The organism is Streptomyces sp. NPDC090442, from assembly GCF_044769405.1.
In the GTDB taxonomy this organism is placed as follows: domain Bacteria; phylum Actinomycetota; class Actinomycetes; order Streptomycetales; family Streptomycetaceae; genus Streptomyces.
The window spans coordinates 23,951-50,082 of record NZ_JBIVXW010000045.1 but is presented as its reverse complement, the minus strand read 5'-3'; the positions used below and the strand labels follow the sequence as shown (position 1 = coordinate 50,082).

Sequence of the window (26,132 nt, the reverse complement as noted above, 5' to 3'; positions counted from 1 at the left end):
GAAGATGAGCCAATCAGTAGTCGAGGACGTCCTTCCCCTGTCGCCCCTTCAGGAAGGGCTTCTCTTTCACGCGCTGTTCGACCGGGAAAAGCACAGCCCCTACCTCGCGCAATTCGCGGTAGACCTCGACGGACCGCTGGACACCGCGCTCCTGAGGGCGGCGGCGGAGACCGTGATACGGCGCCACGCCACGTTGCGGTCCGGATTCCGGTACCGGAAATCAGGTGAACCGATACGGGTGGTCCGCCGCCATGCCTCGCTGGACTGGCGGGAGATCGCACTGGGGCAGGACGAGGGCGCGCAGCAGCGGTTCGCCGAACTGACCGAGCGGGACTGGGCACGGGGCATCGACGTCGGCGGATCGTCGTTGATCCGGTTCACGCTCATCCGGCACACCGCCCGCCACCACCGGCTCCTCGTCACCGCCCACCATCTCCTGCTGGACGGATGGTCCTTCGCCCTGCTGTTCCAGGAACTGTTCGCGGTGTACTCCCAAGGAGGCGGCACCGCCGGCCTGGCACCGGTGCGTCCGTACCGGGACTACCTGGCCTGGCTGGCGGCACAGGACCGGGCCGGCGCGGAGCGGCACTGGGCGGCGGCCCTGGAGGGGGTCGTCGAGCCCACCTTCGTCGCCTCCGCCGACTCCCGGAGCGGTCCGCCGCCGGAGGAGGTGGCGGTGCTGCTGCCGACGGAGACGACGGCGCTGCTGACCGCGCACGCCCGGCAGAACCACGTCCTGCTCAACACCGTGTGCCAAGCGGTATGGGCCGTCCTGGTCGGCACGCTCACGGGGCGCGACGACGTCGTGTTCGGCTCGACGGTCAGCGGCCGTCCGGCGGAGCTGACCGGCGCGGACTCGATGATCGGGATGCTCATCAACACGGTCCCGGTGCGGGTGCGGCTGGACCAAGCGGCTTCGGTGAGCGCGCTGTTCGAGCAGATCCAGTCGGGCCGCGCCGCCTCGCTCGACCACGATCACCTCGGGCTGACGGAGATCCAGCGCCTCACCGGTTGTCCCACCGCGCTCTTCGACACCAACGTGGTCTTCGACAACTTCCCGATGCACGACTACAAGGTCGACTCGCCCGACGGCGAACTCGAAGTGGGCGTCGCCTTCCGGGACAGCGCGCACTACCCGCTGACCCTCGCCGTCGAACCGGGCGAGCGACTCGCCCTGCGGCTGCACTACCGTCCGGACCTGTTCACCGCCGCCGAGGCGACCGAACTCGCCGAGCGGTTGCGGCTGTTGCTGGCACAGGTGGCCGCGGATCCGGATCAGCCGCTCGCCGCGCTGACCGTGCTCTCGCCCGATCAGCGCGACCGGGTCGTACGGGAGTGGAACGACACCGCGGTCGCACTGCCCGAGGTGACGCTTGCCGAGCTGTGGTCGGAGCAGGTCCGGCGCACACCACGAGCGACGGCCCTGGTGGGGCCCGACGAGCGGCTGAGCTACGCCGAGTTGGACGCACGCGTGGATCGACTGGCGTCGCAGCTCGCTCACCGAGGCGCGGGCCCGGACCGGGTCGTGGCCGTGGCACTGCCCCGTTCGGTGGAGCTCGTGGTCGCGATCCTCGCCGTGGTCAAGGCGGGCGCCGCCTACCTTCCGCTGGACCTGGAGCACCCCGCCGGGCGGATCGCCGCGATGGTCGCGGACGCCGGACCGGTCCTCGTGCTGACCGACTCCCAGAGCGTCGACGCCCTTCCCGACTCCACACCGAGGCTGCTGCTCGACGAGCCGATCGCGCCCGTCTCCGCCCGGCCGGTACGGCCGCTTCCGGCGCACCCCGCCTACGTCATCTTCACCTCCGGGTCCACCGGACGACCCAAGGGCGTCATGGTCCCGCACGCGGCCATCGTCAACCGTCTGCTGTGGATGCAGAGGCAGTACCAACTCATCGGCTCCGACCGGGTGTTGCAGAAGACCCCGGCCGGTTTCGACGTGTCGGTCTGGGAGTTCTTCTGGCCGCTGATCTCCGGCGCGACCCTGGTGCTGGCGAAGCCCGGCGGACACCGCGACCCCGGCTATCTCGCCGGGCTGATCCGGCGCGAATCGGTGACCGTCACGCACTTCGTGCCCGCCATGCTGCAGGCGTTCCTCCGGGAGCCCGGTGCGGCCGACTGCACGGGCCTGCGCCGGATCATCTGCAGCGGCGAGGCGCTGCCCGCGGAGACGCAACGCGAACTGTTCGCCACGCTCGGCTCCACCGAACTGCACAACCTCTACGGGCCGACCGAGGCCGCCGTCGACGCGACCTACTGGCGGTGCCGCCGTGGCGACGAGGGGAGTTCGGTGCCGATCGGCCGGCCGCTGGCCAATGTGGCGGCCTTCGTGCTGGACGGTGCGCTGCGGCCGGTGCCGCCGGGGGTGGTGGGCGAGCTCCACCTGAGCGGGACCCAGCTCGCCAGGGGGTACATCGGGCGTCCCGCGCTGACCGCCGAGAGGTTCGTGGCCTGCCCGTTCTCGGCGGGGGAGCGGATGTACCGGACCGGTGACCTGGTCCGGTGGACCGCCGAGGGGGAGTTGGAGTTCGTCGGCCGCGCGGACGCACAGGTGAAGATCCGGGGCTTCCGCGTGGAGCTCGGCGAGATCGAAGCCGCGCTGGCCGACCACCCCGAGGTGACCCAGGCCGCGGTCCTCCTCCGGGAGGACCGGCCAGGTGACCCGCGCCTGGTCGGGTATGCCGTGGCCCCATCCCGCGGCCTCACGGACCAGGAGCTTCGCCGGTTCGTGGCGGACCGCCTGCCCGAGTACATGGTGCCCGCCGCCGTGGTCCTGGTCGAGACCATGCCGACGACGGTGAACGGGAAGCTCGACCGTGCCGCGCTGCCGGAGCCGGACCGGACCGCGCACGCCGTGCGGGAGCCGCGGAGTCCGCGCGAGGAGATCCTGTGCGAACTCTTCGCGGAAGTGCTCGGGTTGCCCCGCGTGGGGATCGACGATCACTTCTTCGACCTGGGAGGGCACTCCCTCCTCGCGCTCCGGTTGCTTTCCAGAATCCGGTCGGTCCTGGGAGAGGGGTTCGAGATCCGGGACCTGTTCGCCGAGCCCACCGTGGCCGGACTGGCCCGGCTGACCGGGACCGCGCGTCCGGCGCTGACCGCCCGAGCGGGGGCGGAGCCCGTGCCGCTGTCGTTCGCCCAGCGACGACTGTGGTTCCTGAACCGGATGGAACGTGGCGAGGGGACGTACAACGTGCCCGTCGCGGTCCGCCTCACCGGCACGGTGGACGGGGACGCCCTGGCGCGGGCCCTCGCCGACGTGGCGCAACGGCACGAGAGTCTGCGCACGGTCTTTCCCGAGGACGGCGGTGAGCCGCACCCGGTGGTGCTGGATTCGGTCCCCGGGATCGAGGTCGTCGAGGTGGCGCCGAACGACCTCGCCGACGCCGTGGCGGAGCGGGTGCGTCACCGGTTCGACCTCACCGAGGACGCGCCGCTCCGGGCCACGTTGTTCCAGCTCGGGCCCGAGCGGCAGGTACTGCTGTTGGTCATCCAGCACATCGCGGCCGACGGATGGTCCCTGCGTCCGCTGCTGGGGGACCTCGGCATGGCGTACACCGCCCGATGCGCGGGGACCGCACCGGACTGGCCGCCGCAGCCGGTGCGCTACGCCGACTACACGCTGTGGCAGCGAGAGCTGCTCGGCGACGCCGAGGACCCGGCGAGCCTGATGAGCCGTCAGTTGGACTACTGGCGCAAGCAACTTGCCGACCTGCCGGCTGAGTTGACGCTGCCGGTGGACCGGCCGCGCCCCGCGGTGGCGGCACAGTCGGGTGGGATCGTGGCGGTCGACTGGGGGCCGGAGCTGCACGGCCGGCTGCTCGAACTCGCCCGGTCCGCCGGCTGCACGCTGTTCATGGTGGTGCAGGCGGGCTTCGCGGCGCTCCTGACCCGGATGGGCGCGGGCACCGACATCCCCTTCGGCACCCCGGTGGCGGGCCGGTCGGACAGCGCGCTCGACGAGCTGGTCGGGTTCTTCGTCAACACCCTGGTGCTGCGCACCGACACCGCGGGCGATCCGGGGTTCGCCGAACTGCTGCGGCGGGTCCGGGACACCGACCTGGAGGCGTTCGCCCACCAGGACCTCCCGTTCGACTCCCTCGTCGAGGACCTGCAGCCCGAGCGGTCGCTGTCCCGGAACCCGCTGTTCCAGGTCATGATCCAGGTGCAGCACGCCGAGACCTCCACCCCGGAGTTCGCCGGACTGGAGGGCGAACGGGCCCAAGTGAACTGGGACGTCGCGAAGTTCGACCTCAGTCTTGAACTGGTGGACGAGCGCGATGCCCAGGGCGCACCGGCCGGGCTGACCGGCTACCTGGAGTACGCCGAGGAGCTGTTCGACCGGACCACCGCCGAACACCTCGTGCCGCGCCTGCAACGGCTGCTGGAACAGGTGCTCGCCGCCCCGGAACGACCGATCGGCGCTGTCGACGTGCTCTCGGACGAGGAACGGCGACGCCTCCTTCCCGAGCGTCCCGCGCCCGCGCCGCGGACCGTGTTCCTGCCCGACGCGTTCCGGGAGCAGGCCGCCCGCACACCGGACGCGACGGCGCTGGTCTTCGAGGACACCGCGACGACCTACGCCGAACTCGACGCGCGCGCCACCCGGTTCGCCCGCCGCCTCGTGAGCCGGGGCGCGGGTCCGGACCGAGTGGTGGCGGTGGCCCTGCCCCGGTCCGCGGACCTGGTGGTCGCGCTCCTGGCCGTACTGAAGTCGGGCGCCGCGTTCCTGTTCGTCGACACGGCGTACCCGGCCCGACGGATCGCCTACCTGCTGGAGGACTCCGCCGCCGCCCTGGTCGTCACCGACAGCGAGTCCGCCGGGTCGCTGCCCGCGTGCGAGGCGGTGCGCATCGACGCCCCCGGGCTCGACGACGAGTCGTCGGAAGAACTCAAGACCACCGTCGACGCGGACCATCCGGCATACGTCGTGTACACCTCGGGTTCGACCGGTCGACCCAAGGGCGTGATGGTGACCCACGGCGGGCTGGCCAACCTGCTGGCCTTCTACCGCGCGGAGGTCATCGCCACCGCCGAGCGGATCCGCGGCGCGGGGCGCTGCCGGATGGCGCTGACGGCGTCCCTCTCCTTCGACACCTCGGTCGTCGGTCTGCTGTGGCAGGCCGTTGGCCACGAACTTCACCTCATTGGCGACGACACCCGCCGCGACCCCGCCGCCATGGCCCGGTACATCGACCGGTGCGGCATCGACGCCCTCGATGTGATGCCCAGCTACGCCGAGGAGTTGATCCGACAGGGGATGCTCGATCCGGCCCGAACGCCGCCGGCGGTGCTGATGACCGGCGCCGAAACGGTCGGCGAGAAGCTGTGGGCGCGGATCCGGGAGACCGAGGGGATCACCGTCTACAACATCTACGGACAGACCGAGACCACGGTGGACTCGCTCTTCTGGGCGTCGGACGAGGACGACCGCCCCCTGATCGGCCGTCCGATCGCCGGGGTGGACGTGTTCGTGCTCGACCCGGGACTGCGGCCGGTCCCGCCGCGGGTGGTCGGGGAACTCTACGTAGCGGGCGCCCAGTTGGCGCGGGGTTACGTGCACCGTCCCGGCCTGACCGCGGAACGGTTCGTGGCGAACCCGTTCAGTCCGGGCCGGCGAATGTACCGCACGGGTGACCTGGTCCGGTGGACCGGCGACGGCGCGCTGGAATTCCTCGGCCGGGCTGACGACCAGGTCAAGATCCGCGGCTTCCGGGTCGAACTCGGCGAGGTCGAGGCCGCGTTGGCCCGCCACGAGGGCGTCGCGCACGCGGTGGCGGTCCTGCGCGAGGACCACCCCGGGGACAAGCGTCTCGTCGGGTACGTGCTCGCGCGGAACACCGAACTCGACGCGCGACGACTGCGCGAGTTCGCACGGCAGAACCTGCCCGACTACATGGTGCCCGCCGCGATCGTGGTCATCGACGAGCTGCCGTTGACGCCGAACGGGAAGGTGGACAGTGCCGCGCTGCCGAAACCGACGTACCCCACCGGCACCCGGCGCGCGCCGCGCAATCTCCGCGAGGAGCTGCTGTGCGGGCTGTTCGCGGAGGTGCTCGGCCGCGACGCGGTGGGTATCGACGACGGCTTCTTCGACCTCGGTGGCCACTCCCTGCTCGCCGTGCGGCTGAGCAGCAAGGCGCGCTCCGTGCTCGGCGTGGAGCTGCCGGCCCGTCTGCTGTTCGCCAGCCCGACCGTGGCCGGGCTGGCGGAGAGCCTCGACGACATGCTCCCCGCCAGGCCGACGCTCCGGGCGGGGGAACGCCCGGACGTGTTGCCGCTGTCCCACGCCCAGCGGCGGCTGTGGTTCCTGAGCCAGTGGGAGGAGGCGGGCACCACCTACAACCTCCCCGTCGCCCTTCGCCTGTCCGGGCCGTTGGACCGGGAAGCCCTCGAACGGGCGCTGTCCGATGTCACGGATCGACACGAGAGCCTGCGGACGGTCTTCGTCGAACGGGACGACCAGCCGGCGCAGTGGGTGCTCGCGCCGGGCGAGCTCCGGCCGGGACTGGTGCACCGCGAGGTGTCCGAGGTCGAGGTCGAGGCGGCGGTTCGCGCGGCCGCGGACCACCGGTTCGAGCTGGCCGCACAACCTCCCCTGATCGCCCACCTGTTCACGACGGGCCCGGAGGACCACCTCCTGCTGCTGGTGTTCCACCACATCGTCTGCGACGGCTGGTCGCTCGGACCACTCCTGCGCGATCTCTCCGCCGCCTACGCCGCCCGCACGCGGCGCGAGGCCCCCCGGTGGGACGAACTGCCGGTGCAGTACGCTGACTACGCGCTGTGGCAACGGGACCTGCTCGGCAGCGAGGACGACCGGGACAGCGTGCTGTCCCGTCAGCTCGGCCACTGGCGCGCCCAACTGGCCGATCTGCCCGTGGAATTGGCCCTGCCGACGGATCGGCCCCGGCCCGAGACCAGCGACTCCGCAGGGGGATCGGCGCACGTCGAGTGGGGACCCGAACTCCATCGGAGCCTGCTCGCGCTTGCCCAGGAGCACCACTGCACGGTGTTCATGGTGCTCCAAGCCGGATGTGCCGCCCTGCTCAGCAGGCTGGGCGCGGGGACGGACATCCCGATCGGCACCCCGGTGGCGGGCCGGTCGGACAGCGCGCTCGACGACCTGGTCGGGTTCTTCGTCAACACGGTGGTCCTGCGGACCGACGTCTCGGGGACCCCGAGCTTCGCGGAGCTGCTCCGTCGCGTCCGGGCCACCGACCTCGCGGCCTACGAGCACCAGGACGTCCCGTTCGAGCGGCTGGTCGAAGCGGTGAATCCGCCACGCTCGCCCAGTCGTCACCCGCTCTTCCAGGTGATGGTGCAGCTCCAGCACGCGGCCGCCGACCCCGAGTTCCCCGGTCTGCGGGCGACGGAGTGGCCGGTCCCGACGACCACCGCGAAATTCGACCTGGTCATCGACGTGGAGGAGCGGCTCGACCGGGACGGAGCACCGGCCGGGCTGGTCGGCTCCCTGATGTACTCGACCGCGCTGTTCGACGCATCGACGGGGGAGCAACTCGCGGACGGCCTGGGCCGGTTGCTCACGCAGGTCGCCGAGGACCCGGAACGGCTGGTCGCCGACCTCGACGTACCACCCGTCCAGGACGGGCGGTCCCGTGACGTCACCGCACGCCCGGCCCCGTCGCCGGACGCGGCGCCGACCACCACCGGCCCGCGCACGGCGCACGAGGAGGTGCTCGGCGAGCTGTTCGCCACGGTGCTCGGCCTGGACTCGGTCGGCATCGACGACAACTTCTTCGCCCTGGGCGGGCATTCGCTGCTGGCGACCAAGCTGATCTCCCGGGTGCGCTCGACCCTGGGGCTGGAACTGCCGGTCCGCGAGTTCTTCCGGTCCCCGACGGTCGCCGGGGTCGCCAGCTACCTGGCGACCGCCCGCCCCGCCCGGCCGGCGCTGCGGCCAGCCACTTCCCGCTGACCGTGCGGCGTTCACCGACACACCTGGGAGACGGGCCTCATGCTCACCATGTTCGGACTGGAACTGATGGAAGAAACGGTGTACCGGGAGACGCGCGCGTCGCCCGCGTCGAGCGCCGAGGCGATCGCCGACCGGCTGGCCGTCGGGCCGGACCGGGTACGTGCCTGCCTCGACCGACTGCTCGAACTCGGCCTGGTCGGGCACTCCTTCGAGGTGCCGGGCGGATTCGCCGCCGTGGATCCGGTCCTGAGCCTGCGGCAGTCGTTGGCCGGCCAGCACGAGGAGTTGATGCGTCGGCAGCGGCGGCTCGCCGAAACCCACGCCGAGGTCGTCCGGCTGCTCACGTCCGGTGCATCCGGCCTGTCCGGCAGGGCCGAACAGGTCGAGCGGCTCCTGGGGATGGACGCGGTGCAGCGCCGGGTGGACCGCCTGGCGGGGGAGGCCACCCGCGAGGTGCTGACGTTCCGGCCCGGCGGCGCGCAGTCGCCGCTGGAACTGATGGCGTCGCGCCGGAACGACGCGGCGTTGCTGAGCCGCTCGGTGTCGATCCGGACCGTCGGCACGGACACCGACTCCTACGACGCCGCGACGATGGCGCACGTGCACTGGCTGACCGCCAACGGGGGCCAGTTCCGTGGCTCCGCGGCTCCGTTGCCGAGAATGCTCCTGGTCGACGGCTCGGTCGCACTGGTCCCGGTCGACCCGGAGAACGCGGCGGCGGGCGCGCTCCACGTGACCGATCCCGGCCTCGTCGCCCCCCTGCTCGTCCTGTTCGAGCAGACCTGGTCGTCGGCCACACCGCTGGACGCCGAGCGGCCCGCGGCGGGCGACGCCCCGAGCGGCAAGGAACTGGCACTGCTCAGGCTGGTCGCCAAGGGGTGCACCGATGCCGCCGCCGCGGGGCAGTTGCACATCTCGCACCGGACCGCCCGGCGCATGATGGCGGTGCTGATGGAGCGCCTCGGCGCCCGCAGCCGCTTCGAGGCCGGGGTCAAGGCCGCCCGACTCGGCTGGCTCTGACCGTCGAACAGGGCGACCCCGCAGCATTTTTGACGCTACGTCACATTCCCGGCCGATCTCCACGATCCGGCCTGATCACCTTGAAGGGAAAGTACCGTGAACAACCCGTTCGATGACGAAAACGGCTCCTATCTCGTGCTGGCCAATGCGGAGCGACAGCATTCCCTGTGGCCCGCGCACCTCGACGTGCCCGCCGGATGGTCCACCGTGTTCGGAGCGGGAACGCGGGCCGCGTGTCTGGACTACGTCGAGGAGAACTGGACGGACATGCGGCCCGCCAGCCTGGCGGCCACGATGAACGGGGCCTGACCGATGGCAGCGAACGCAATGGGTACCACCGGGTTCGAGGCCGAGCTCCCGCTCACCGGGGCGGCACGGTGAGCGGCGTGCGGGACACCACGGTGGTGCCCCTGCACCGGACGCCGAACGCCGGACAGACCCTGGTCGGCCTGAGCTTCTTCGCCGGTGGCACGGCCGCGTACCGGCCGTGGGTCGCGAACATGCCCGCCGGGACGGACCTGGCCGTGCTCTGTTACCCCGGCCGGGAGGGGCGGTTCACCGAGCCCTTCGCCCGGGACTGGGCCGAACTGGCCGCCAGCGTAACGGAATCGCTGTCCGCCGCCGATCTCGGCCCGTATGTCCTCTTCGGGCACAGCATGAGCGGCTGGATGGCCTTCGATGTCGCCACCCGGCTGGAGAAGGCCGGGGCGCGGAAGCCGGAGGCGCTCGTCCTCTCCTCCTGCAACGCCCCCGACCGGGGCCTGACCGACAGCGAACGTTTTCCCACGCTCCAGGACGACGACGAACGACTCCTGGAGTGGCTGGGGACCTACGGCCTGTTGCCCCCGCACGTCCGTGAAGACGACGGACTGACCGAGCTGGCACTGGAGTTGATGCGGGCCGACTTCGGCGTCCGGGACACCTTCGGCTATGCCGGCGCCACGGTGAGCGTGCCGCTGCAGGTCTTCTCCGGCGCCGACGATCCGCTGATCAGCGCCGACGTCGGTGCCCGGTGGAGCGCCCTGACCTCCGGTCCGTACCGGCACGACGTGCTCGGCGGCGGCCACTTCTACACCCCGGAGATCTGGCGGACTCTCCCGAGCCGGATCGTCGCCACCCGTTCCGCCGCATCCGGCTCTGCCCCCTGAGGAGTGGCCTGTGTCCCCCGTGTCCTACGCCCAGCGGAGGCTGTGGTTCCTCAATCGCGTGGACGGCCGGTCGGCGGTCTACAACTGCCCGCTCGTGATCCGGGCGAAAGGCGAACTGGACCGCACGGCCTTGGCCGCGGCGCTCACCGACCTGGCAGATCGGCACCAGGTGCTGCGCACGGCATACCCGGCGGTCGACGGCGAACCCGCACCGCGGGTGCTCGCCCGACGGCCCGCGCTCGACGTGGTCGTCTGCGAGGAGGAGAGCCAGTTCGCCGAGGCGCTCGCCGCCACCGTCGACCGTGGCTTCGACCTGACGACGGAACTCCCGATCCGGGCGACGGTGTTCGCGCTGGCGCCACAGGAGCACGTGCTGGCGTTGGTGATCCACCACATCGCCTGCGACGAGTGGTCCTGGCAGCCGCTGCTCAACGACCTGGCCAGGGCCTATCACGCCCGGGCCGCGGGGCGCTCTCCGCAGTGGACGCCACTGCCGGTGAGCTACGCGGACTACGCGGTGTGGCAGCGGCAACTGCTGGGTGACCAGGACGATCCGACGAGCCTGCTCGCGGCGCAGCTGTCCTTCTGGCGGGACCAACTGGCCGGGCTGCCGGCCGAGTTGGAGCTGCCGTTCGATCGTCCGCGCCCCGCGGTGGCCGACCACCACGGTGACTGGGTGCCGCTGAAGCTCGACGGCGATCTGCACCGCCGCCTGCTCGCGGTCGCCGCCGACCACGGGTGCACCACGTTCATGGTCCTGCAAGCCGGGCTGGCGGTTCTGCTGTCCCGACTGGGGGCCGGTACGGACATCCCCATCGGCACCGCGGTGGCGGGGCGCTTGGACGAGGCGCTGGAAGACGTGGTGGGCTTCTTCGTGAACACCTTGGTGCTGCGCAGCGACGTGTCCGGTGATCCGACCTTCAGCGAGCTGCTGCACCGCCTGCGGGAGGCGAACCTCGCCGCCTACGACCACCAGGACGTCCCGTTCGAGCGGCTGGTCGAAGAGCTGAACCCGGAGCGGTCGCTGGCACGGCATCCGCTCTTCCAGGTCATGCTGACCCTGTCCCGAGCGGAGGAGGCAACGCTCGCGCTGCCAGGCCTGACCTGCACCGAGGAGCAAACGGACTGGAAGGTCGCGAAGTTCGACCTGTCCGCTGACTTCCGGGAGAACTACACGCCGGACGGGGACGCCGCGGGCATCGACGGCGCCCTGGAGTACGCCACCAGCCTCTTCGACCGGGCCACCGCCGACCAGATCGCCGACGCCCTGCCGCGGTTGCTGCGGCAACTCGTGTCGGCACCCCAACGTCCCGTCGGCGAAGCCGACCCGCTGTCCGCCGAACACCGCCACCAGGTCCTCGTCGCGTGGAACGACACCGCCCAGCCCGCGTCGCCGGCCACCGTGCCGGAGTTGTTCGAGGCGCAGGCCGCGCGAACGCCCCGAGCGACCGCGGTGGTGTGCGGGGACACGCGACTCACCTTCGCCGAACTCAACGACCGTGCCAACCTCCTGGCACGCCGGCTGCGCGCCGCGGGAGCCGGGACGGAGCGGCTGGTCGGGCTGGCCCTGCCCCGGTCGACCGAGTCCATCGTGGCGATGCTGGCGGTGCTCAAGACCGGCGCGGCCTATCTGCAGCTCGATCTCGAATACCCACCGGACCGGATCGGGCACATGCTGCGGGACGCCGCACCGGTCGCCGTCGTCACGGACACCGCGACCGCGGCCGCGCACGGATTCGGTGAGTTGCCCGCGGTTGTCGTCGACCGGATCGAGGCGCCGACCGGTCCCGTGGCCAACCTGGACTGCCGCGTACCGCCGCACAGCGCGGCGTACGTCATCTACACGTCCGGATCCACCGGCCGCCCCAAGGGAGTGCTGACGCCGCACTCCGCGTTGAGCAACCTGTACGCCTTCCACCGCGAGGGTCTGATCGCGCGCACCGAGGCCACCGCGCGCCGGCGACTGAGGTCCGCCGTCACCGCTTCGCTGTCGTTCGACACGTCGTGGGAGGCGCTGTTCTGGATGCTGGCCGGGCACGAACTCCACGTGATCCGCGACGACATCCGGCGCGACGCCGTCGCGTTGACCGCCTACGTCACGGCCGCCGGGATCGACGTCCTGGACGTCACCCCCACCTACGCGGAGCACCTGCTCGACGAGGGCCTGCTGTCCGGACCGCGCGCGCCGCTGGTGCTGCTGCTCGGCGGGGAAGCCGCCGGGCGGACGCTGTGGACCCGCATCAGGGAGGCGTCGGGGACGCTCTGTTACAACCTCTACGGCCCCACGGAGTGCACCCTGGACGCGCTGTGGTGGGACGCCGCGGACAGCCCCGCCCCGCTGATCGGCAGGCCGATCGGGAACACCCGGGTCTTCGTGCTCGACGAGCGGCTGCGCCCCGTCGCGCCCGGTGTCCCGGGCGAGTTGTACGTGACCGGGCCCGGCGTGGCCCGCGGCTATGTGAACCGCCCGGGCGCGACCGCCGAACGGTTCGTCGCCTGCCCCTTCGTTGCGCAGGGGGCGGCGGGGAGCCGCATGTACCGCACCGGTGACCTGGTCCGGTGGGACCACCAGGGCCGGTTGGACTACCTGGGCCGCATCGACGACCAGGTCAAGGTGCGGGGCTTCCGGATCGAACTCGGCGAGGTGGAGGCCGCGTTGAGCCGGTGCCCGGAGGTGGCACAGGCGGCCGTGGCCGTGCACGAGACCGCCGGGGGCGACAAGCGGCTGGTGGGTTATGTGCAACCCGCCGCGGACCAGGCGCCCGACGCGCGCGACCTGCGCAGCCGGCTGTCCACGATCCTGCCCGACCACATGATCCCGTCGTTCTTCCAGGTGGTGGAACGGCTGCCGATGACGCCCAACGGAAAACTCGACCGGGACGCGCTGCCGCCCCCGGACCTCGCGCACCGTCCGACGTCGCGTGGCCCGCGCGGCCCCTACGAGGAGGTCCTGTGCGGACTGTTCGCGGAGGTGCTGGGGCTGAGCCGGGTCGGCGCCGAGGAGAGCTTCTTCGAACTGGGCGGCCACTCCCTGCTCGCAACCAGGTTGCTCGCCCGGGTGCGAGCGGTGCTGGGTGGCGAACTCACCATCCTGGACCTGTTCCAGGCGCCGACCGTGGCCGACCTGGTGGACCGGCTGGCCGCCGAGGCGCGACACGACCCGCTGTCGGACCTGCTCCCGTTGCGGACGGGAGCCGATCGGCCCGCCGTCTTCTGCGTGCATCCGGCCGCCGGGATCAGCTGGGTCTACGCGGGCCTGCTCAGCCACCTCGACGCCGACTACCCGGTGTACGGCCTGCAGGCGAGGGGTCTCACCGATGCGGCGGCGACGGGCCGGTCCTGGCGGGAGATGGTCGAGGACTACGTGGCGCAGATCAGGTCCGTCCAGCCCGAAGGGCCCTATCGGTTGGTCGGTTGGTCCTTCGGTGCCGTGCTCGCTCACCTGATGGCCACCGATCTGCAGGCCGCGGGAGCCCGGGTCGACCTGCTCGCCCTGCTCGACGGCTACCCGCCCGACTCGGTACCCGACTACCGGCCCCTCGTCGACGGCAGTCCGGAGGCGTACACCGAGCTCCTGGACTCCTTGGGGTACGACCTTTCCGCCTGCGGCGAGGGACCACTGCGCTACGACGACTACGAGCGGACGGTCCGCCGGCCGGGCAGCACGCTGGAACGGCTGACGCCGGCAGAAGCCGCCGCCCTGGCGCGGGTGTTCGTGGACAACGACCGGATCTACGGGGAACTGAGGCCCCGAACCTACGAGGGTGACCTGGTGTTCTTCTCCGCCACGGAGGGGAAACCGGAGGATTCGCCGGCGCCGGAAGCCTGGCGTGACCACGCGACCGGACGGCTGGAGGTACACGAGATCGCCTGTAGCCACGGCGAGATCACCCAGGCGAAGCCGATCGCGCGGATCGGCGCCGTCCTCGCCGGGAAACTCGCCCGGCTCGACGGTTCGCGGCCCATGGCAGGAGAACGATGAGCGGCAAGCAACGCCAGGGCGCGGTGACCGGGCGCGAGTTCCGGTTGTTCTGGTTCGGGGAAACCACGAGCATGTTCGGCAACGGGATCGCGGTGGTGGCGCTGCCCCTGGTAGCCGTCCTCACCCTGCACGCGGACACCCTCGTCGTCGGACTGCTGACGTCGGTCGCCTATCTGCCCTGGCTGATACTCGGTCTGCCCGCGGGCGCGTGGGTGGACCGGCTGCCGCGCCGCCCGGTGATGCTGGTCTGCGACGCCGTTTCCTTCGTCGCCTACGTCAGCGTCCCGGCCGCGGCCTGGGCGGGCGTACTCACCACTCCCCACCTGCTCCTGGCCGCCTTCCTCGGCGGTTGCGCCAACGTCTTCTTCACCACCGCACAGCGCGCGTACCTGCCGACGCTGCTCTCCGACGCGGAGTTGCTGGCCGGTAACGCGCGGCTGCAGGGCAGCGAGTCGACAGCCGAGATCACCGGCCCCGGCCTGGCCGGACTGCTGGTGCAGGCATTCGGCGCCGTCACCGGACTGTTGGCCAACGCGCTGAGTTTCGTGGTCTCCTGGCTCTGTCTGCGGGCGATCCGGACGACCGAGCCGCCGCCCCCGGCGGTCCAGCGGCGCCGACTGCGCACCGAGGTCGGCGACGGTCTGAGATTCCTTTTCCGGGACCCCGTTCTGCGCACCCTCGCGGTTTTCAGCGCGGTGTCCAACATCGCGTTGACCGGAATGAGTTCGATCGAGGTGGCATTCCTCGTTCGGACGGTCGGCATCGGCGAGGCCGTGGTCGGCGCGGTGTTGACGTTGTGCGGTCTCGGCGGGGTCCTCGGAGTGCTGTTGTCCGGCCGGATATCCCACCGATTCGGCAGCGCCCGGGCCGCGTTGATCTGTCAGGTGAGTGCCGCGCCCTTCACGTTGTTCTTTCCGCTGACGGGCCCGGGTGCCGGCCTCGCGTTCTTCGTCGTCGGCGGTATCGGTGCCGGCGCCGGTGTGGTCGCGGCGAGCATCATCACCGACACCTTCCGCCAGCGGTACTGCCCACCGGGCCTGATCGGGCGGATCAGTGCGAGCGCGGCCGTGATCAGCTTCGGCGCCATCGCCGTCGGCGGGTTACTCGGCGGCGCGCTCGGCGAGTTGTGCGGTGTCCGGGAAACGCTGTGGATGATGAGTGGGCTGCAAGTGCTGTCGACGGCCATTCTGTTGTTCAGCCCGATCCGAAAGTTTCGCGATTTCCCGGAATCCCGGCATGCGATTTTTGCGGCCGCGGCCGGAAAGGTCATGTCCTAAAGAGTCCTGGCCGTTTCCGCGCGCCGCGAGAACCTTTTCCCGGCGCATTGCGGAAGTAAGCTACCGACAGCAAGGCCAAAGCGAACAAGGCTTATTGAAGCGAGGCTTTCATGCAGGAGAGCGGATCCTTGAGGGATCTTCCGGCCGTGGTGATGTTGCGGGACGATCTGGATATCGACCGACTGAACGCGGATCTCGCGGAACTCAGCGGTTCCGAATTCTGGGCACGGCAGCGGTCCTTCGAGGACGGCGTCGTCGGCGAAGAATCCGACGTGGACTGGAAGGTCCTCTCGCTGCGTGCGCCGAGCGGGGACGTCCGGCGAACCGACCCCGGTGGTCCGGGACGCGACGGGTTCGCCGACACCCCCCTGATGGCGAAGGCGCCCTACCTCGGCCAGATCCTTTCCGAGCTGGGTACCGAACTGCGCAGTGTCCGCCTGATGGCCCTGGCTCCCGGAGTGTCCGTCGAGGAACACTCGGACACCCCGATCGGGCTCCCCTACGGCTACGTACGGCTGCACATACCGCTGGTCACCAATCCCGGTGCGGTGCTGGTGATGGACGGGGTCGAACAGCGGTGGCAGCCGGGCACGCTCTGGTACGCCGACTTCGACCGGATGCACTCCGTGCGCAACACCGGTGACCGGGCCCGGATCCACCTGGTCGCGGACTGCGCGACCAACGACAGCCTGCTGGCCCTGTTCCCGGAGAGCTTCCGGGCCCAGCTTCCGACCAGCGACATCGCCTACTACCGCCGCGTTCTTCCGCTGACCCCGCCCGAACTCGACGAGTTCGGCTGCCGCTTCGCCGTCCCGCTCTCCTTCATGGAGTGGGGACTCGCGGTGGTCGACGACCAGGAGACCGACCTCGTCGCCGAAGTGGCCGCCGAAGACGGCGCGCTCGTCCTGCGGGTCGAGGGGCGCGCGTCGGTGGAACTGCTGCACCTGGGCGCCGGCGAGTTCCGGTTGCTCGGCTGGAGCGAGGAGCGGCTGCTCCGCCTCGACCTCTTCGACGACAACCCGCGGGTGGAGTTCTCCACCCGGCGCGGACGCCGGCGCCAGGTGGTCGTCCGCCCGGCTCACCGGCTCACCACGGTCTGACGGCCCGGGCCGTCGTCCACCACAACCCGCCCGTTTCGACAACCACTTGGGACAGTCATGCAGACGCTGACCGAATCGACCACCCTCGTTGAGCAGGGATTCGCCCGTTACGACCTCGCCGAGGAGTTCGGGATCGCCGAATCCGACGACGTCTACCAGAGCCTTCGCGCCGAGTTCGTCGACCTGCCGCCGGACCCCTACGCGACGGAGGCGGGACGCAACCGCCGCTACGCCCGCGGTATCTACCTCCCGTGGTCGCGGGAGTTCAGCTGGATACCCAACACGCACTTCGACGAACAGGGTTGGATGAACGGCTACTACCAGGCCGACCACAATCCCGAGTACGTCGGCGTGGTCCGCAAGCTGCCCGCCATGAGCGAAACCGCCCGGAACAACCCGATCATTCGCGAGATCCTTTCCTTCGACTTCGCGCAGACCCGGTGGTCGCAGGACGACGCGGCCTTCCCGTTGCATGTCGGGGTGCATCTGATCAAGCTGGCGGTGGACGACCCCGGACTGGAGGCAATCTCCTCGCCCAACGAACTCCACCAGGACGGCGAGCCGTTCGTCTTCGCGCACCTGGTGTACCGCCGTAACGTCGTCGGCGGTGTGAACGTGGTCGCGCCGCCGAAGTACCGGGGCAAGCAGCCCGCGGACGTGCCCGACGGCGAGGCCCTGGCCGAGTTCGAACTGATAAAGCCGCTTGAGTCCTACGGCATCACCGACGAGAAGGTCAGCCACTACGTGTCCCCCATCAAGCGGGGGGCCGGAGCGGAGACGGGCGAACGTGCGGTGATCCTGGTCGACTTCACCCCGATGCGGCAGTACATCTGAGCCCGTTTCCCTCATCACCTGTTTGTCCGCGTGTACGTCCGTGCCGAGCCGAGGAGGGCGAAGGTTATGACAGACGGCCGATCCCGGGCGATGTCCGAGATGGAACTGCTCGACTGCACCTTGCGCGACGGTGCCTATGCCGTTGATTTCGAGTTCGACGAGAATTTCGTGGCCGAACTTCTCGCCGGGCTCAACGAGACCCCGGTTTCCAGGGTGGAGATCGGTCACGGGATCGGGCTGGAGGCCGAGCAGACCGGCATCAAGGCGGGAAACATCGATCATTTCGCCTGGTGTGACCTCGCCCGGTCGACGCTGTCCGCGAAACCCTGGGGAATGTTCGCGCAGCCCGAGTTCACCCGGCCGGCGACGATCAGGCAGATGTGCGACCGCGGAATGTCCTTCATCCGGGTCGGCGTGGAACCGGATCGCGTCCACGAGCACCTGCCCTACCTCCGCCAGGTTGCGGACGTCTGCGGCGAGGTCCACCTCAACCTGATGAAGTCCAGCGCCACGCCGGTCGACCGGCTGCTGGGCATGCTCGACGGGATCGGGCCGGAGATCGCGGGTGTCTACGTCGTCGACTCCTACGGCGCGATGACTCCCGAGAGCGTGGAGGAGTACGTGCGCGCGGTCGCCGACCGGTACCCGGTCGTCGGCTTCCACGGTCACGACAACCTCGGCCTGGCCAACATCAACACCGTCACCGCCTTCCGGGCGGGGGCCACCCTTGTCGACGGGACGTTGAACGGCATCGGTCGCGGTTCGGGCAACGCCGCCACCGAGTCCCTCGCCGCGCTCGTCAACATCATGGGCGGGGACCGGTTCGCCTACCAGGAACTGGCCGAACTCGCCGAACTCTGCCGGGTCAACATGAACGTGATCGGGCAGGGGCGCACGATGCAGGTCCTCGGCGCGGTGATCGGCATCCACTCGGGCTTCTTCCCCTTGGTCGAGGAACTCGCCGACAAGCACCACACCGACCCGGCCCACCTCATGGAGGCCGCGGTCGGGGTGGCGGAGGAAAGCCCGCGCGCGGCCGACTTCCACGCGGCGGCGGCCCGTATCGCCGACGGCGGCACCCCGCGCCACCTGCAACTCGCGAACTGAAGGGAGCGACGCCATGAGGCTCGCCAAGAGCGGCGACAGCCAGGACATCTTCGTGGGAATCGACGGCAGTTGGTTCCCGCTGCGGGGGATCAGCGGTTACGAACGCCTCACCCGGCTCGGGGACCTGGTCGCGGACCGGCGGTTCGGCGACCTGGAGGCACAGGTCAGGAGGCAGAGGGCCGGCTCCGACGGTCTCGACCTGACCGACGCGGCGACCCTCGTCGACGGCGACGCCGACATATGGGGCGCCGGGCTCAACTACCGTCGGCACTCGGATGACCTGGAGACCGAACAGCCCGGCTCCGGCCCCGGATCGTACCTGCGGCCCACCTCGTGCCTCGTCAGCAACGGCGGAACCATCCGGCTGCCGAAACAGTCGCAACGGGTGACCGCCGAGGCGGAGTTGGGACTGGTCGTGGGCACCCGCTGCAAGGACGTTGCCCGCGGCGAGTGGCGGTCCGTCATCGCCGGCGTGACGGCCGTCCTCGACATGACGGCGGAGGACGCCATCCGCCGGAACCCGCGCTACATCCCGTGGGCGAAGGGGTTCGACACGTTCTGCAGCATCGGCCCGGCCCTGGTGACCCTGGACGAGTTCCCCGGCGACAGCCTGGACGGGATCCGGATCTCCACCGTGAAGAACGGAGAGGTGATCGCGACGGCGACGCCGCGGGACATGAAGTACGACCTGGGCTACCTCGTCGAGTACTTCACCATGGGCCGGACCCTCGCACCGGGAACGGTGATCTGCACCGGAACCCCCGGTGCCGTTCAGATCAGCCCGGGCGACACCGTGCGGGCCACGGTCGAAGGCGTCGGCACGCTCACCCACCCCGTCGGCTGACCCGGAGGTGGGCGTCCCCGCCGCGGCCCGCCGAGAACGCCCCCTGCTGTCTGAAGTCCGCTTGACCTGCGCGTCGGCGGCGAGTGGAACTGGAGTCACATGTCCCTGATATACGGATTCGAGCGCGCGGTGCGGGAGAATCCCGATGGTGACGCCGTGCGGACGGCGGACCGGACGGTCAGCTACGGAGAGTTCGACAAGCTGACCCAGGTGTTCGCGGACGACCTCCGCGCGGAGGTCGCACCCGGCGGGTTCGTCGGGATCGAGGCGAGCAAGGGGCTCGGCGCGATCACGGCGATGATCGGAGCACTCCGAGCGCGACGCCCGTTCGTCTTCCTCGACAGTCGCGACAGCGTGGCGTCGAACTCCGAGAAGGTCAGACTGCTCGGCGTCCGACGGCTGGCCCGGTCGCGGGACGATGGCGAGGCGTACCTCACCGACGTCCCGGAGGTCTGGCGCGCCGACGAACCCGCTCTCGCGTGCGGGGCCTTGGAGGTGGCGGGCGAGCTCTGCTACGCCATCTACACCTCCGGCTCGACCGGCGAGCCCAAATGCGTTCTGGTGCGCCCGGACCCGCTCGCCGCGGTGGTCCGGGACCACGTCGAGCGGCTGTCCGTGGGGCCGGATGCGCGGACGCTGCAGTTCGCACGCCTGACCTTCGACGGCTGCATGACCGAGATCCTGTGGACCCTGACGGCCGGCGCCTGCCTCGTGGTGCTGGACGAGGCCCGCCTGGCGCCCGGCACCGAACTGCGGGAAACGCTGGAGCACTTCGGCATCACGCACCTCAAGACCACCCCCTTCGCGCTGACCGCGACGGAGCCCAGCGGCGCGATGCGGCTGCGTCACGTGATCAACGGCGGCGGGGCGTGCCGGTCGGCGGTGGTCGCCAAGTGGTCCGAGGTGGCCGCGCTGCACAACGCCTATGGCGCCACGGAGACCACCGTGTGCAATCTGCTCACCGGCCCGCTCGACCCGGCACGTTGCCGTGACGGGGTGCCCCTCGGCGACGTCGTGGGGGACGGTGCGTACCACCTGCGCGACCTCGACGAAGGGACCGCGCACGCGCGGACCGGCGGCACGGTGCGCCGGGGCGAGATCGTGATCACGGGCTCCGCCGTCGCCGCCGGGTACCTGACCGAGCACGGCGTGCGGCCGTTCGGGCCGGCGGGCGACGGCACGGAATACCGGACCGGCGACGTCGCCGAACTCCGCGACGGCAACCTGTACTTCGTGGAACGCCTGGACCACCAGGTGAAGCTCCGCGGCTACCGCCTGGACCTCGGCGAGATCGAGAACACCGTGTGCCAGGCGGACTCGGTCGTCGAGGCGGTGGTGACCGTGGAGTCGCACGACGGCTCGGAAGTCACCGGGGACGACGCGTTGGTCTGCTACTACCTGGGCGACGCCGACCCGAGGGAACTCCGCCGCCACCTCGAAGGGGTCCTGGACCCGTACAAGGTCCCCTCGGTGTTCGAGCGCGTCGAAGCGCTGCCGTACACCCCGAACGGAAAGGTCGACCGCGATTCCCTGTGGGGAAGCCGGACCCGCGACGCGGACGCCGCGTCGCCCCCCGTACAACAGGTGCTCACCCTCGTGGGCCGCCTCACCGGGATCGGTGACGCCGCGCTGGACGACAACTTCTATGCGCTGGGCGGCGATTCGGCGTCGACGCTGCTCCTGGTCGCGAAGTTGCGCGAGCTGGGCTGGCTGGACGCAGGGGTGCGCGACGTGCTGCGCGCGGAGGACCTGCGCGCGCTCACCGACCAGTTGCTGCAGCGGAGCGTGTAGCGCGATGTGCGGCCTCTGCGGGACCTTCGCGCCGGACGGCGACCTCGACCGCACGGTCACGGCGACCATGCACTCCCGACTCATCCACCGCGGCCCCGACGAAACCTACTCGCTGAGCACCCCCGTGCTGACGGCGAAACTCGCCCGCCTCGGCATGACCGCGCTCAAGGACGGCTGGCAGCCCGCCGAGGACAGCGGCGAACGGTTCGTCGCCGTCACCAACGGCGAGATCTACAACGCCGACGAACTGCGCGACCGACTCGGCCTGGCGCGGACCGCCAACCGCGTCGACGTGGCGGTCATCCCCGAGCTGTTCGCACGCTACGGGCCCGCCGGACTCGGCCTGATCGACGGGCAGTTCGCCACCGCGATCCACGATCGCGCCGAGAACACCCTCCACTTGGGCCGGGACCGCTTCGGCATCAGCCCGCTCTACTACACCGAGTCGGACGGGCAGGTGCACTTCTGCTCCGAACTCGGACCCCTGGTGCGGTCGGTGCCGGGCACCTGGCGGCTCGACCTCGGCGCCGTCGACCAGTACCTCCAGCTCGGCAACATCGTTGCGCCGCGCACCCTGGTGCGTGACGTCCGTGCCGTGCCGCCCGGGACCGTGGTGCGGTTCGGCGGCCGCGGACGTGAGACGGTCCGCTACTGGCGGTACGGCGAGTTCGTGACGGACGGACCCCCGGTGACCGCGGAGGAGATCCGGCACGGCGTCCGACGGGCGGTGCGCGACCGGCTGCGCGGGGACGTCGAGATCGGGGCCTGTCTCAGCGGCGGATTCGATTCCTCCACGCTCGTCATGGAGGCCGCCGCGGCCGTGGCGAAGCCGCTCCGCACGTACTCGGTGGTGTTCGGCGACGCCCTGCTGGACGAACACCGCTTCCAGCGCGAGGTCGCCGAGGCCGTGGGCAGCGAGCACCACGAGATTTCCTGTCTCCGGGAGGACATCGCCGCCGGGTTCGAGCAGATGGTGCGCCGCTGTTGTTATCCGCAGCGTGAGACCTACAACGTGGCGGCCTTGATGCTGTCGCGCGAGGTCCGGCTGAGCGGGCTCAAGGGCGTGCTGTCGGGGGAGGGCGCCGACGAGCTGTTCTTCGGCTACGACTCGTACGCGTTCGACGGGCTCGGCCGCAAGCCGCGCCAGAGCCGTGCGGAGAACGAAAGCGCATGGGGCCGGGCCGACTTCTCCTGGGAGGTCGACTGGCGCCAGGTGGACCGCCGGCGGTCGGACGGCCTGACCCCGGAAAGCATCGAGGCGCTCGCCGGTCAGGAGTTCTGGCGGGACAGGCTGATTCCGTTCTCCGACGCCGAAGCCGCGACGCTCACGCCGATGCAGCTCCGATCGGTGGCCGATACCTCCGTGCAACTGGGGAGTCACCTGCTCGGCGACCACGGCGACGCGATGCTGATGGCGAATTCCGTGGAGGGCCGGTACCCGTTCCTCGGCAACCCCGTGGTCGACCTGGCGCTGCGCGTCGGCGACGACGAGAAGGTCGTCGATTTCGAGGGAAAGGCCAGCCTCAAATCCGCATACGCCGGCGTCGTCCCGGAGACCGTCCTGCGACGCCCGAAGCAGGGATACACCGCGCACGGCCTGTCCGCGCTCGCCGACGACCACCTCATGGCCACCTGGCGCGACCTGGTCGCGGCCAGCGGTGTCTTCCGCAAGGACGCGCTCGAACGGATCGCGGCCCACGGCGCCGAGGGCAAATGGGACACGCGGCTGAGCGTGATCAGCATCAGCATGGTGATCGACGAACTGGGACTCCAGATGTGATGCCGCGTCGGCGCCCCCACCTATCCAACGCTTTTCATCGCCCTACCGAACAAGGCAGAGAGGTCCTCAACTCATGCTCACCGAAAGCCAGATAGCGGAATACCGGTCCGAGGGGTTCCTGCTCCTCGACGGCGTTTTCGATGCCGACGACATCGCCGCGCTGCGGCGTGAGGTGGCCGATCTCTACGCGACCGAGCACCCCGGGCGGATCTTCGAGGAGGACGGCACCACGGTGCGGGGCATCCACGGCTGCCACACCACGGGAGCGCTGTTCTCCAGGCTGGTGCGGCTGCCCGAGCTGCTTTCCGCGGCCGAGGAACTGCTGGAGAGCAAGGTGCACGTCTTCCAGTGCAAGGTCAACGCGAAGCAGGCGCTTCGCGGGGAGGTGTGGCAGTGGCACCAGGACTACAGCGTCTGGGGGCACAAGGACGGAATGCCGGAGCCGCGGGCGGTCAACGTCGCCGTGCTCCTGGACGACGCGACCGAGCACAACGGCCCGCTGCTGGTCGTACCCGGTTCGCATCGAAACGACGCGATAGCCCCGTGGCGTCCCGAGTCCGAGGGCGCGTCGCAGTGGGAGGCCGACCTGTCGGCGAAGCTGGAGTTCGCCCTGGACGCCGAACAGATGGCCAAGGTGACCGCGGATTCGGAGATCCGGTCCGTCGTCGGACGTGCCGGAAGCCTGCTGTTCTTCCACCCCTGCATCGCGCACGGCTCCGGTGCGAACATGTCGCCGACCGACCGGACCATGGCGTTTGTCAGCTACAACAGTGTCGACAACGAACTGCGCGAAGTGCCCAACCCCCGCCCGGAGTTCGTGGCGTCGCGTGACTACCGGCCGCTGGCACTCGTCGACGGGGGGCTGACCGCATGAGCGAGCTCGACGGTTCACTGATCCGGACGCTGGTCGACGCCATCGCCCGGCACCGGGACGCGGTGGCGGTCGTGGACAACGGCATCTCCCACACCTACGCCGAACTCGACGCCGTGTCGGCCGAGATCGCCGGCGGCCTCGCCGCACACGGCATCGGCCCCGGTGACGTGGTCGACGTGCACGCGACCCGTTCGTGGTCCCGTTGCGCGGCGGTGCTGGGGGTGTGGCGCGTCGGAGCCGGCGTGCTGTCCATCGACCCGGCCATGCCGCCCGCCTGGACTGACAAGCTGGTGCGCAGCGCCGACTGCGCCATGATCCTGCGGGCCGACGAGTGCGCACCGATCGCGTCGGAGGTCGCGCAACACACCTTCCGCTCGATCCGGGGAACGAGGCGCGACGAGATCGCCACCGGTCCGGTCTGCTACGTCATCCCCACCTCCGGGTCCACGGGCGAACCCAAGGCCGTCGCGGTGCCGCCGGTGGTCCTGGCGGATCTGGGGAACTGGCACGTCCAACGGTGGAGCCACAACCGGCCGCCGAACACCCTGCACATGTCGTCCATCGGCTTCGACATGGTGTACGAGGACACGGTGGCGACCTGGCTCGCCGGTGCGACCCTGATCGTGGTGAACGACCAGGACCGGCTGGACCCCTTCACCCTGCTCGACATCATCCGCGAGCACGACGCCGCCCGGCTCTTCCAGCCGGTGGTCGGATTGCACGGACTGGCCGCCGCCGCGTGTGCCGCGGGTGAGAAGACCCCGAGCCTGCGGGAGATCTCGGTGGCGGGCGAACAGTTGGTGATCAACGACGAGGTACGGCAGTTCTGCGCCGACGGCGACCTCACCCTGGTGAATCAGTACGGGCCGAGCGAGACCCACGTGGTCACTCAGTACCGGCTGGCGGGCGACGTCACCGACTGGCCCGACCGGCCGCCCATCGGTACTGCGGTCGTCGACGCGGAGTTGCTGTGCCATGTGGACGGACGGCTACGCCCGTTCGCGCCGGGCGAGACCCGAGAGCTGGTCATCGCCGGGAATTGCGTCGGGATCGGGTACGCGGGTGACGACGCGCTCACCGCGCAGAGATTCCGGGAGGTCGAACATCAAGACGGCGGCATGCGGCGCTGCTACTTCAGCGGAGACCTGGTCACCTTCGACGGCGTCGAGTTCCGCTTCGTCTCCAGGCTCGACGACCAGCTCAAGGTGAACGGCTACCGGGTCGAGCCGGGTGAGGTGGAGTCCGTGATCGCCGGGGTGGCCGGTGTCCGTCGAGCCGCGGTCGTCGGGGTCAAGGTGGCCGCCTCCACACAACTGGCGGCGTTCTACACCCTCGTGACCGGTGCGGAGGTCGACCAGGACGACCTGCTCAGTGCGTGCGCCTCCCGTCTGCCCCGGTTCATGGTCCCCAGACACTTCACCGCGCTGGACGCCCTCCCGTCGACGCGGAACGGAAAGATCGACCGGGCGAAGCTCCGGGAGTCGTTCCAGGAGCCTTCGGCGAGCCGTGCCGGCTGAAGCCGCCGGACAGTCATGTCCGCCCGTGCCGCCGACAGTTGAGGCGCCTCGCGCCGGTGCCGTAACGGGAACCACCGCCGTCGACACCGGCCTCGCCGAACAGATACCAGCACCGGACCCGCCGCGGGGCACGCCTCAATCGGTACGTGCTCCAGATGCCCACAATCAAGGAGAAGCCGCACCCACGCACCAACTTCAATAGGTGTTGTTGCGGCCGGCGATTCGGCATAGCCGAAAAGGCGCGCGGCAATGTCGACGAAGAGGGGGAAGCGGACGGTCTTGCGCTCGTAGTAGCGGGTGTAATGGATAGTCAGCAGACGCAGAACTCAACACGGTTGGCCCGGGAGTTTTTGATGGCCTTCGTTCTGGGGCGTGGAATCGGACCTGCGAACGGGTGAATCGCGGACTGAGGGTCTGGGATTAAGGGCATGAACGCAAGGTCGTATCAAGCACACACCGGAGATAATCATGCGTATGCGCACTGCTTTCGCCACGGCACTCCTGTGCTCGGCCGCCCTCCTCGGTTCCGCCGGCTCCGCCATCGCCGACGAGCACGCGGAAGACCTGATGGGCGTCGGCAACCAGACCATGCAGAACGTGAACACCGACGATTCTCCTCGCTGGAACTTCGGTGAGAGCAGCAAGGCGGAAGGCTCGGAGCACGACAAGGCGGACGGTTCGGAGCACGGTAAGGCGGACGGTTCGGAGCACGGTAAGAAGGACGACTCGGAGCACGGTAAGAAGGACGGCTCCGAGCACGGTAAGACAGACGGGTCGGAGAACGGCAAGAAGGACGGCTCGGCACACGGCGGCAATCACGGAAAGGAAGACGACTCGGAGACCGTTCCGGACGAGGTCTAGTAAGCATCCACGACCTCGCCCCACCTTTCAGCGCCAACGCTGAAGGAGGGGCGGGGTT

The 26,132-nt window shown here is 70.2% G+C and carries 15 protein-coding genes; all 15 read left to right on the top strand.

All coding sequences use genetic code 11. The features are described from left to right. The first annotated feature begins 4 nt into the window (after nt 1–4). Nucleotides 5–7,939 carry an amino acid adenylation domain-containing protein gene (locus ACIQU6_RS28290; RefSeq protein ID WP_403484506.1) on the top strand — a complete coding sequence of 2,645 codons (7,935 nt, stop codon included), beginning with the start codon at nt 5–7 and terminating at the stop codon, nt 7,937–7,939. Between the two features lie 39 nt (nt 7,940–7,978). Then, nucleotides 7,979–8,959: a LuxR C-terminal-related transcriptional regulator gene (locus ACIQU6_RS28285; protein WP_403484505.1), complete on the top strand. Its 981-nt coding sequence runs from the start codon at nt 7,979–7,981 to the stop codon at nt 8,957–8,959. A 96-nt stretch (nt 8,960–9,055) separates the two neighbouring features. Continuing rightward, nucleotides 9,056–9,268: an MbtH family protein gene (locus tag ACIQU6_RS28280; protein ID WP_403484504.1), complete on the top strand. Its 213-nt coding sequence runs from the start codon at nt 9,056–9,058 to the stop codon at nt 9,266–9,268. Between the two features lie 77 nt (nt 9,269–9,345). Continuing rightward, nucleotides 9,346–10,107 (top strand): thioesterase II family protein, encoded by a 762-nt coding sequence (locus ACIQU6_RS28275; protein ID WP_403484503.1) that lies wholly within the window; start codon nt 9,346–9,348, stop codon nt 10,105–10,107. Nucleotides 10,108–10,117: 10 nt separating this feature from the next. Further along, entirely contained in the window at nt 10,118–14,089 is a 3,972-nt protein-coding gene (locus ACIQU6_RS28270; RefSeq protein WP_403484502.1) for an amino acid adenylation domain-containing protein, read from the top strand. After that, entirely contained in the window at nt 14,086–15,366 is a 1,281-nt protein-coding gene (locus tag ACIQU6_RS28265) for an MFS transporter (protein ID WP_403484501.1), read from the top strand. Before ACIQU6_RS28270 ends, ACIQU6_RS28265 begins: the two co-directional genes overlap by 4 nt. A gap of 128 nt (nt 15,367–15,494) precedes the next feature. Next, nucleotides 15,495–16,466 carry an aspartyl/asparaginyl beta-hydroxylase domain-containing protein gene (locus ACIQU6_RS28260; RefSeq protein WP_403484500.1) on the top strand — a complete coding sequence of 324 codons (972 nt, stop codon included), beginning with the start codon at nt 15,495–15,497 and terminating at the stop codon, nt 16,464–16,466. A 57-nt stretch (nt 16,467–16,523) separates the two neighbouring features. Next, nucleotides 16,524–17,300: a 2OG-Fe dioxygenase family protein gene (locus tag ACIQU6_RS28255; RefSeq protein ID WP_403484499.1), complete on the top strand. Its 777-nt coding sequence runs from the start codon at nt 16,524–16,526 to the stop codon at nt 17,298–17,300. A gap of 66 nt (nt 17,301–17,366) precedes the next feature. Next, nucleotides 17,367–18,407 carry a hypothetical protein gene (locus ACIQU6_RS28250; protein ID WP_403484498.1) on the top strand — a complete coding sequence of 347 codons (1,041 nt, stop codon included), beginning with the start codon at nt 17,367–17,369 and terminating at the stop codon, nt 18,405–18,407. 13 nt (nt 18,408–18,420) lie between these two features. Further along, nucleotides 18,421–19,251, top strand: coding sequence for a fumarylacetoacetate hydrolase family protein (locus tag ACIQU6_RS28245; RefSeq protein WP_403484497.1), 831 nt, complete (start codon nt 18,421–18,423; stop codon nt 19,249–19,251). Nucleotides 19,252–19,350: 99 nt separating this feature from the next. Next, nucleotides 19,351–21,042 (top strand): non-ribosomal peptide synthetase, encoded by a 1,692-nt coding sequence (locus ACIQU6_RS28240; protein WP_403484496.1) that lies wholly within the window; start codon nt 19,351–19,353, stop codon nt 21,040–21,042. Nucleotides 21,043–21,046: 4 nt separating this feature from the next. Continuing rightward, nucleotides 21,047–22,822 carry an asparagine synthase (glutamine-hydrolyzing) gene (gene asnB / locus ACIQU6_RS28235; protein WP_403484495.1) on the top strand — a complete coding sequence of 592 codons (1,776 nt, stop codon included), beginning with the start codon at nt 21,047–21,049 and terminating at the stop codon, nt 22,820–22,822. Nucleotides 22,823–22,895: 73 nt separating this feature from the next. Then, the gene (locus ACIQU6_RS28230; RefSeq protein ID WP_403484494.1) at nt 22,896–23,696 is read left to right on the top strand and encodes a phytanoyl-CoA dioxygenase family protein; all 801 of its coding nucleotides are present in this window, start codon (nt 22,896–22,898) and stop codon (nt 23,694–23,696) included. Next, nucleotides 23,693–25,213: an AMP-binding protein gene (locus ACIQU6_RS28225; RefSeq protein WP_403484493.1), complete on the top strand. Its 1,521-nt coding sequence runs from the start codon at nt 23,693–23,695 to the stop codon at nt 25,211–25,213. The genes ACIQU6_RS28230 and ACIQU6_RS28225 overlap by 4 nt, the downstream gene beginning before the upstream one ends. Nucleotides 25,214–25,687: 474 nt before the next feature. Next, entirely contained in the window at nt 25,688–26,074 is a 387-nt protein-coding gene (locus ACIQU6_RS28220; protein ID WP_403484492.1) for a hypothetical protein, read from the top strand. Nucleotides 26,075–26,132: the final 58 nt, after the last annotated feature.

Excerpts from the sequence above, each read along its gene's own strand:
- ACIQU6_RS28290 (WP_403484506.1), top strand. The coding sequence starts at position 5 with ATGAGCCAATCAGTAGTCGAGGACGTCCTTCCCCTGTCGCCCCTTCAG.
- ACIQU6_RS28285 (WP_403484505.1), top strand. The coding sequence starts at position 7,979 with ATGCTCACCATGTTCGGACTGGAACTGATGGAAGAAACGGTGTACCGG.
- ACIQU6_RS28265 (WP_403484501.1), top strand. The coding sequence starts at position 14,086 with ATGAGCGGCAAGCAACGCCAGGGCGCGGTGACCGGGCGCGAGTTCCGG.
- ACIQU6_RS28255 (WP_403484499.1), top strand. The coding sequence starts at position 16,524 with ATGCAGACGCTGACCGAATCGACCACCCTCGTTGAGCAGGGATTCGCC.
- ACIQU6_RS28250 (WP_403484498.1), top strand. The coding sequence starts at position 17,367 with ATGACAGACGGCCGATCCCGGGCGATGTCCGAGATGGAACTGCTCGAC.
- ACIQU6_RS28245 (WP_403484497.1), top strand. The coding sequence starts at position 18,421 with ATGAGGCTCGCCAAGAGCGGCGACAGCCAGGACATCTTCGTGGGAATC.
- ACIQU6_RS28240 (WP_403484496.1), top strand. The coding sequence starts at position 19,351 with ATGTCCCTGATATACGGATTCGAGCGCGCGGTGCGGGAGAATCCCGAT.
- asnB (WP_403484495.1), top strand. The coding sequence starts at position 21,047 with ATGTGCGGCCTCTGCGGGACCTTCGCGCCGGACGGCGACCTCGACCGC.
- ACIQU6_RS28230 (WP_403484494.1), top strand. The coding sequence starts at position 22,896 with ATGCTCACCGAAAGCCAGATAGCGGAATACCGGTCCGAGGGGTTCCTG.
- ACIQU6_RS28225 (WP_403484493.1), top strand. The coding sequence starts at position 23,693 with ATGAGCGAGCTCGACGGTTCACTGATCCGGACGCTGGTCGACGCCATC.
- ACIQU6_RS28220 (WP_403484492.1), top strand. The coding sequence starts at position 25,688 with ATGCGCACTGCTTTCGCCACGGCACTCCTGTGCTCGGCCGCCCTCCTC.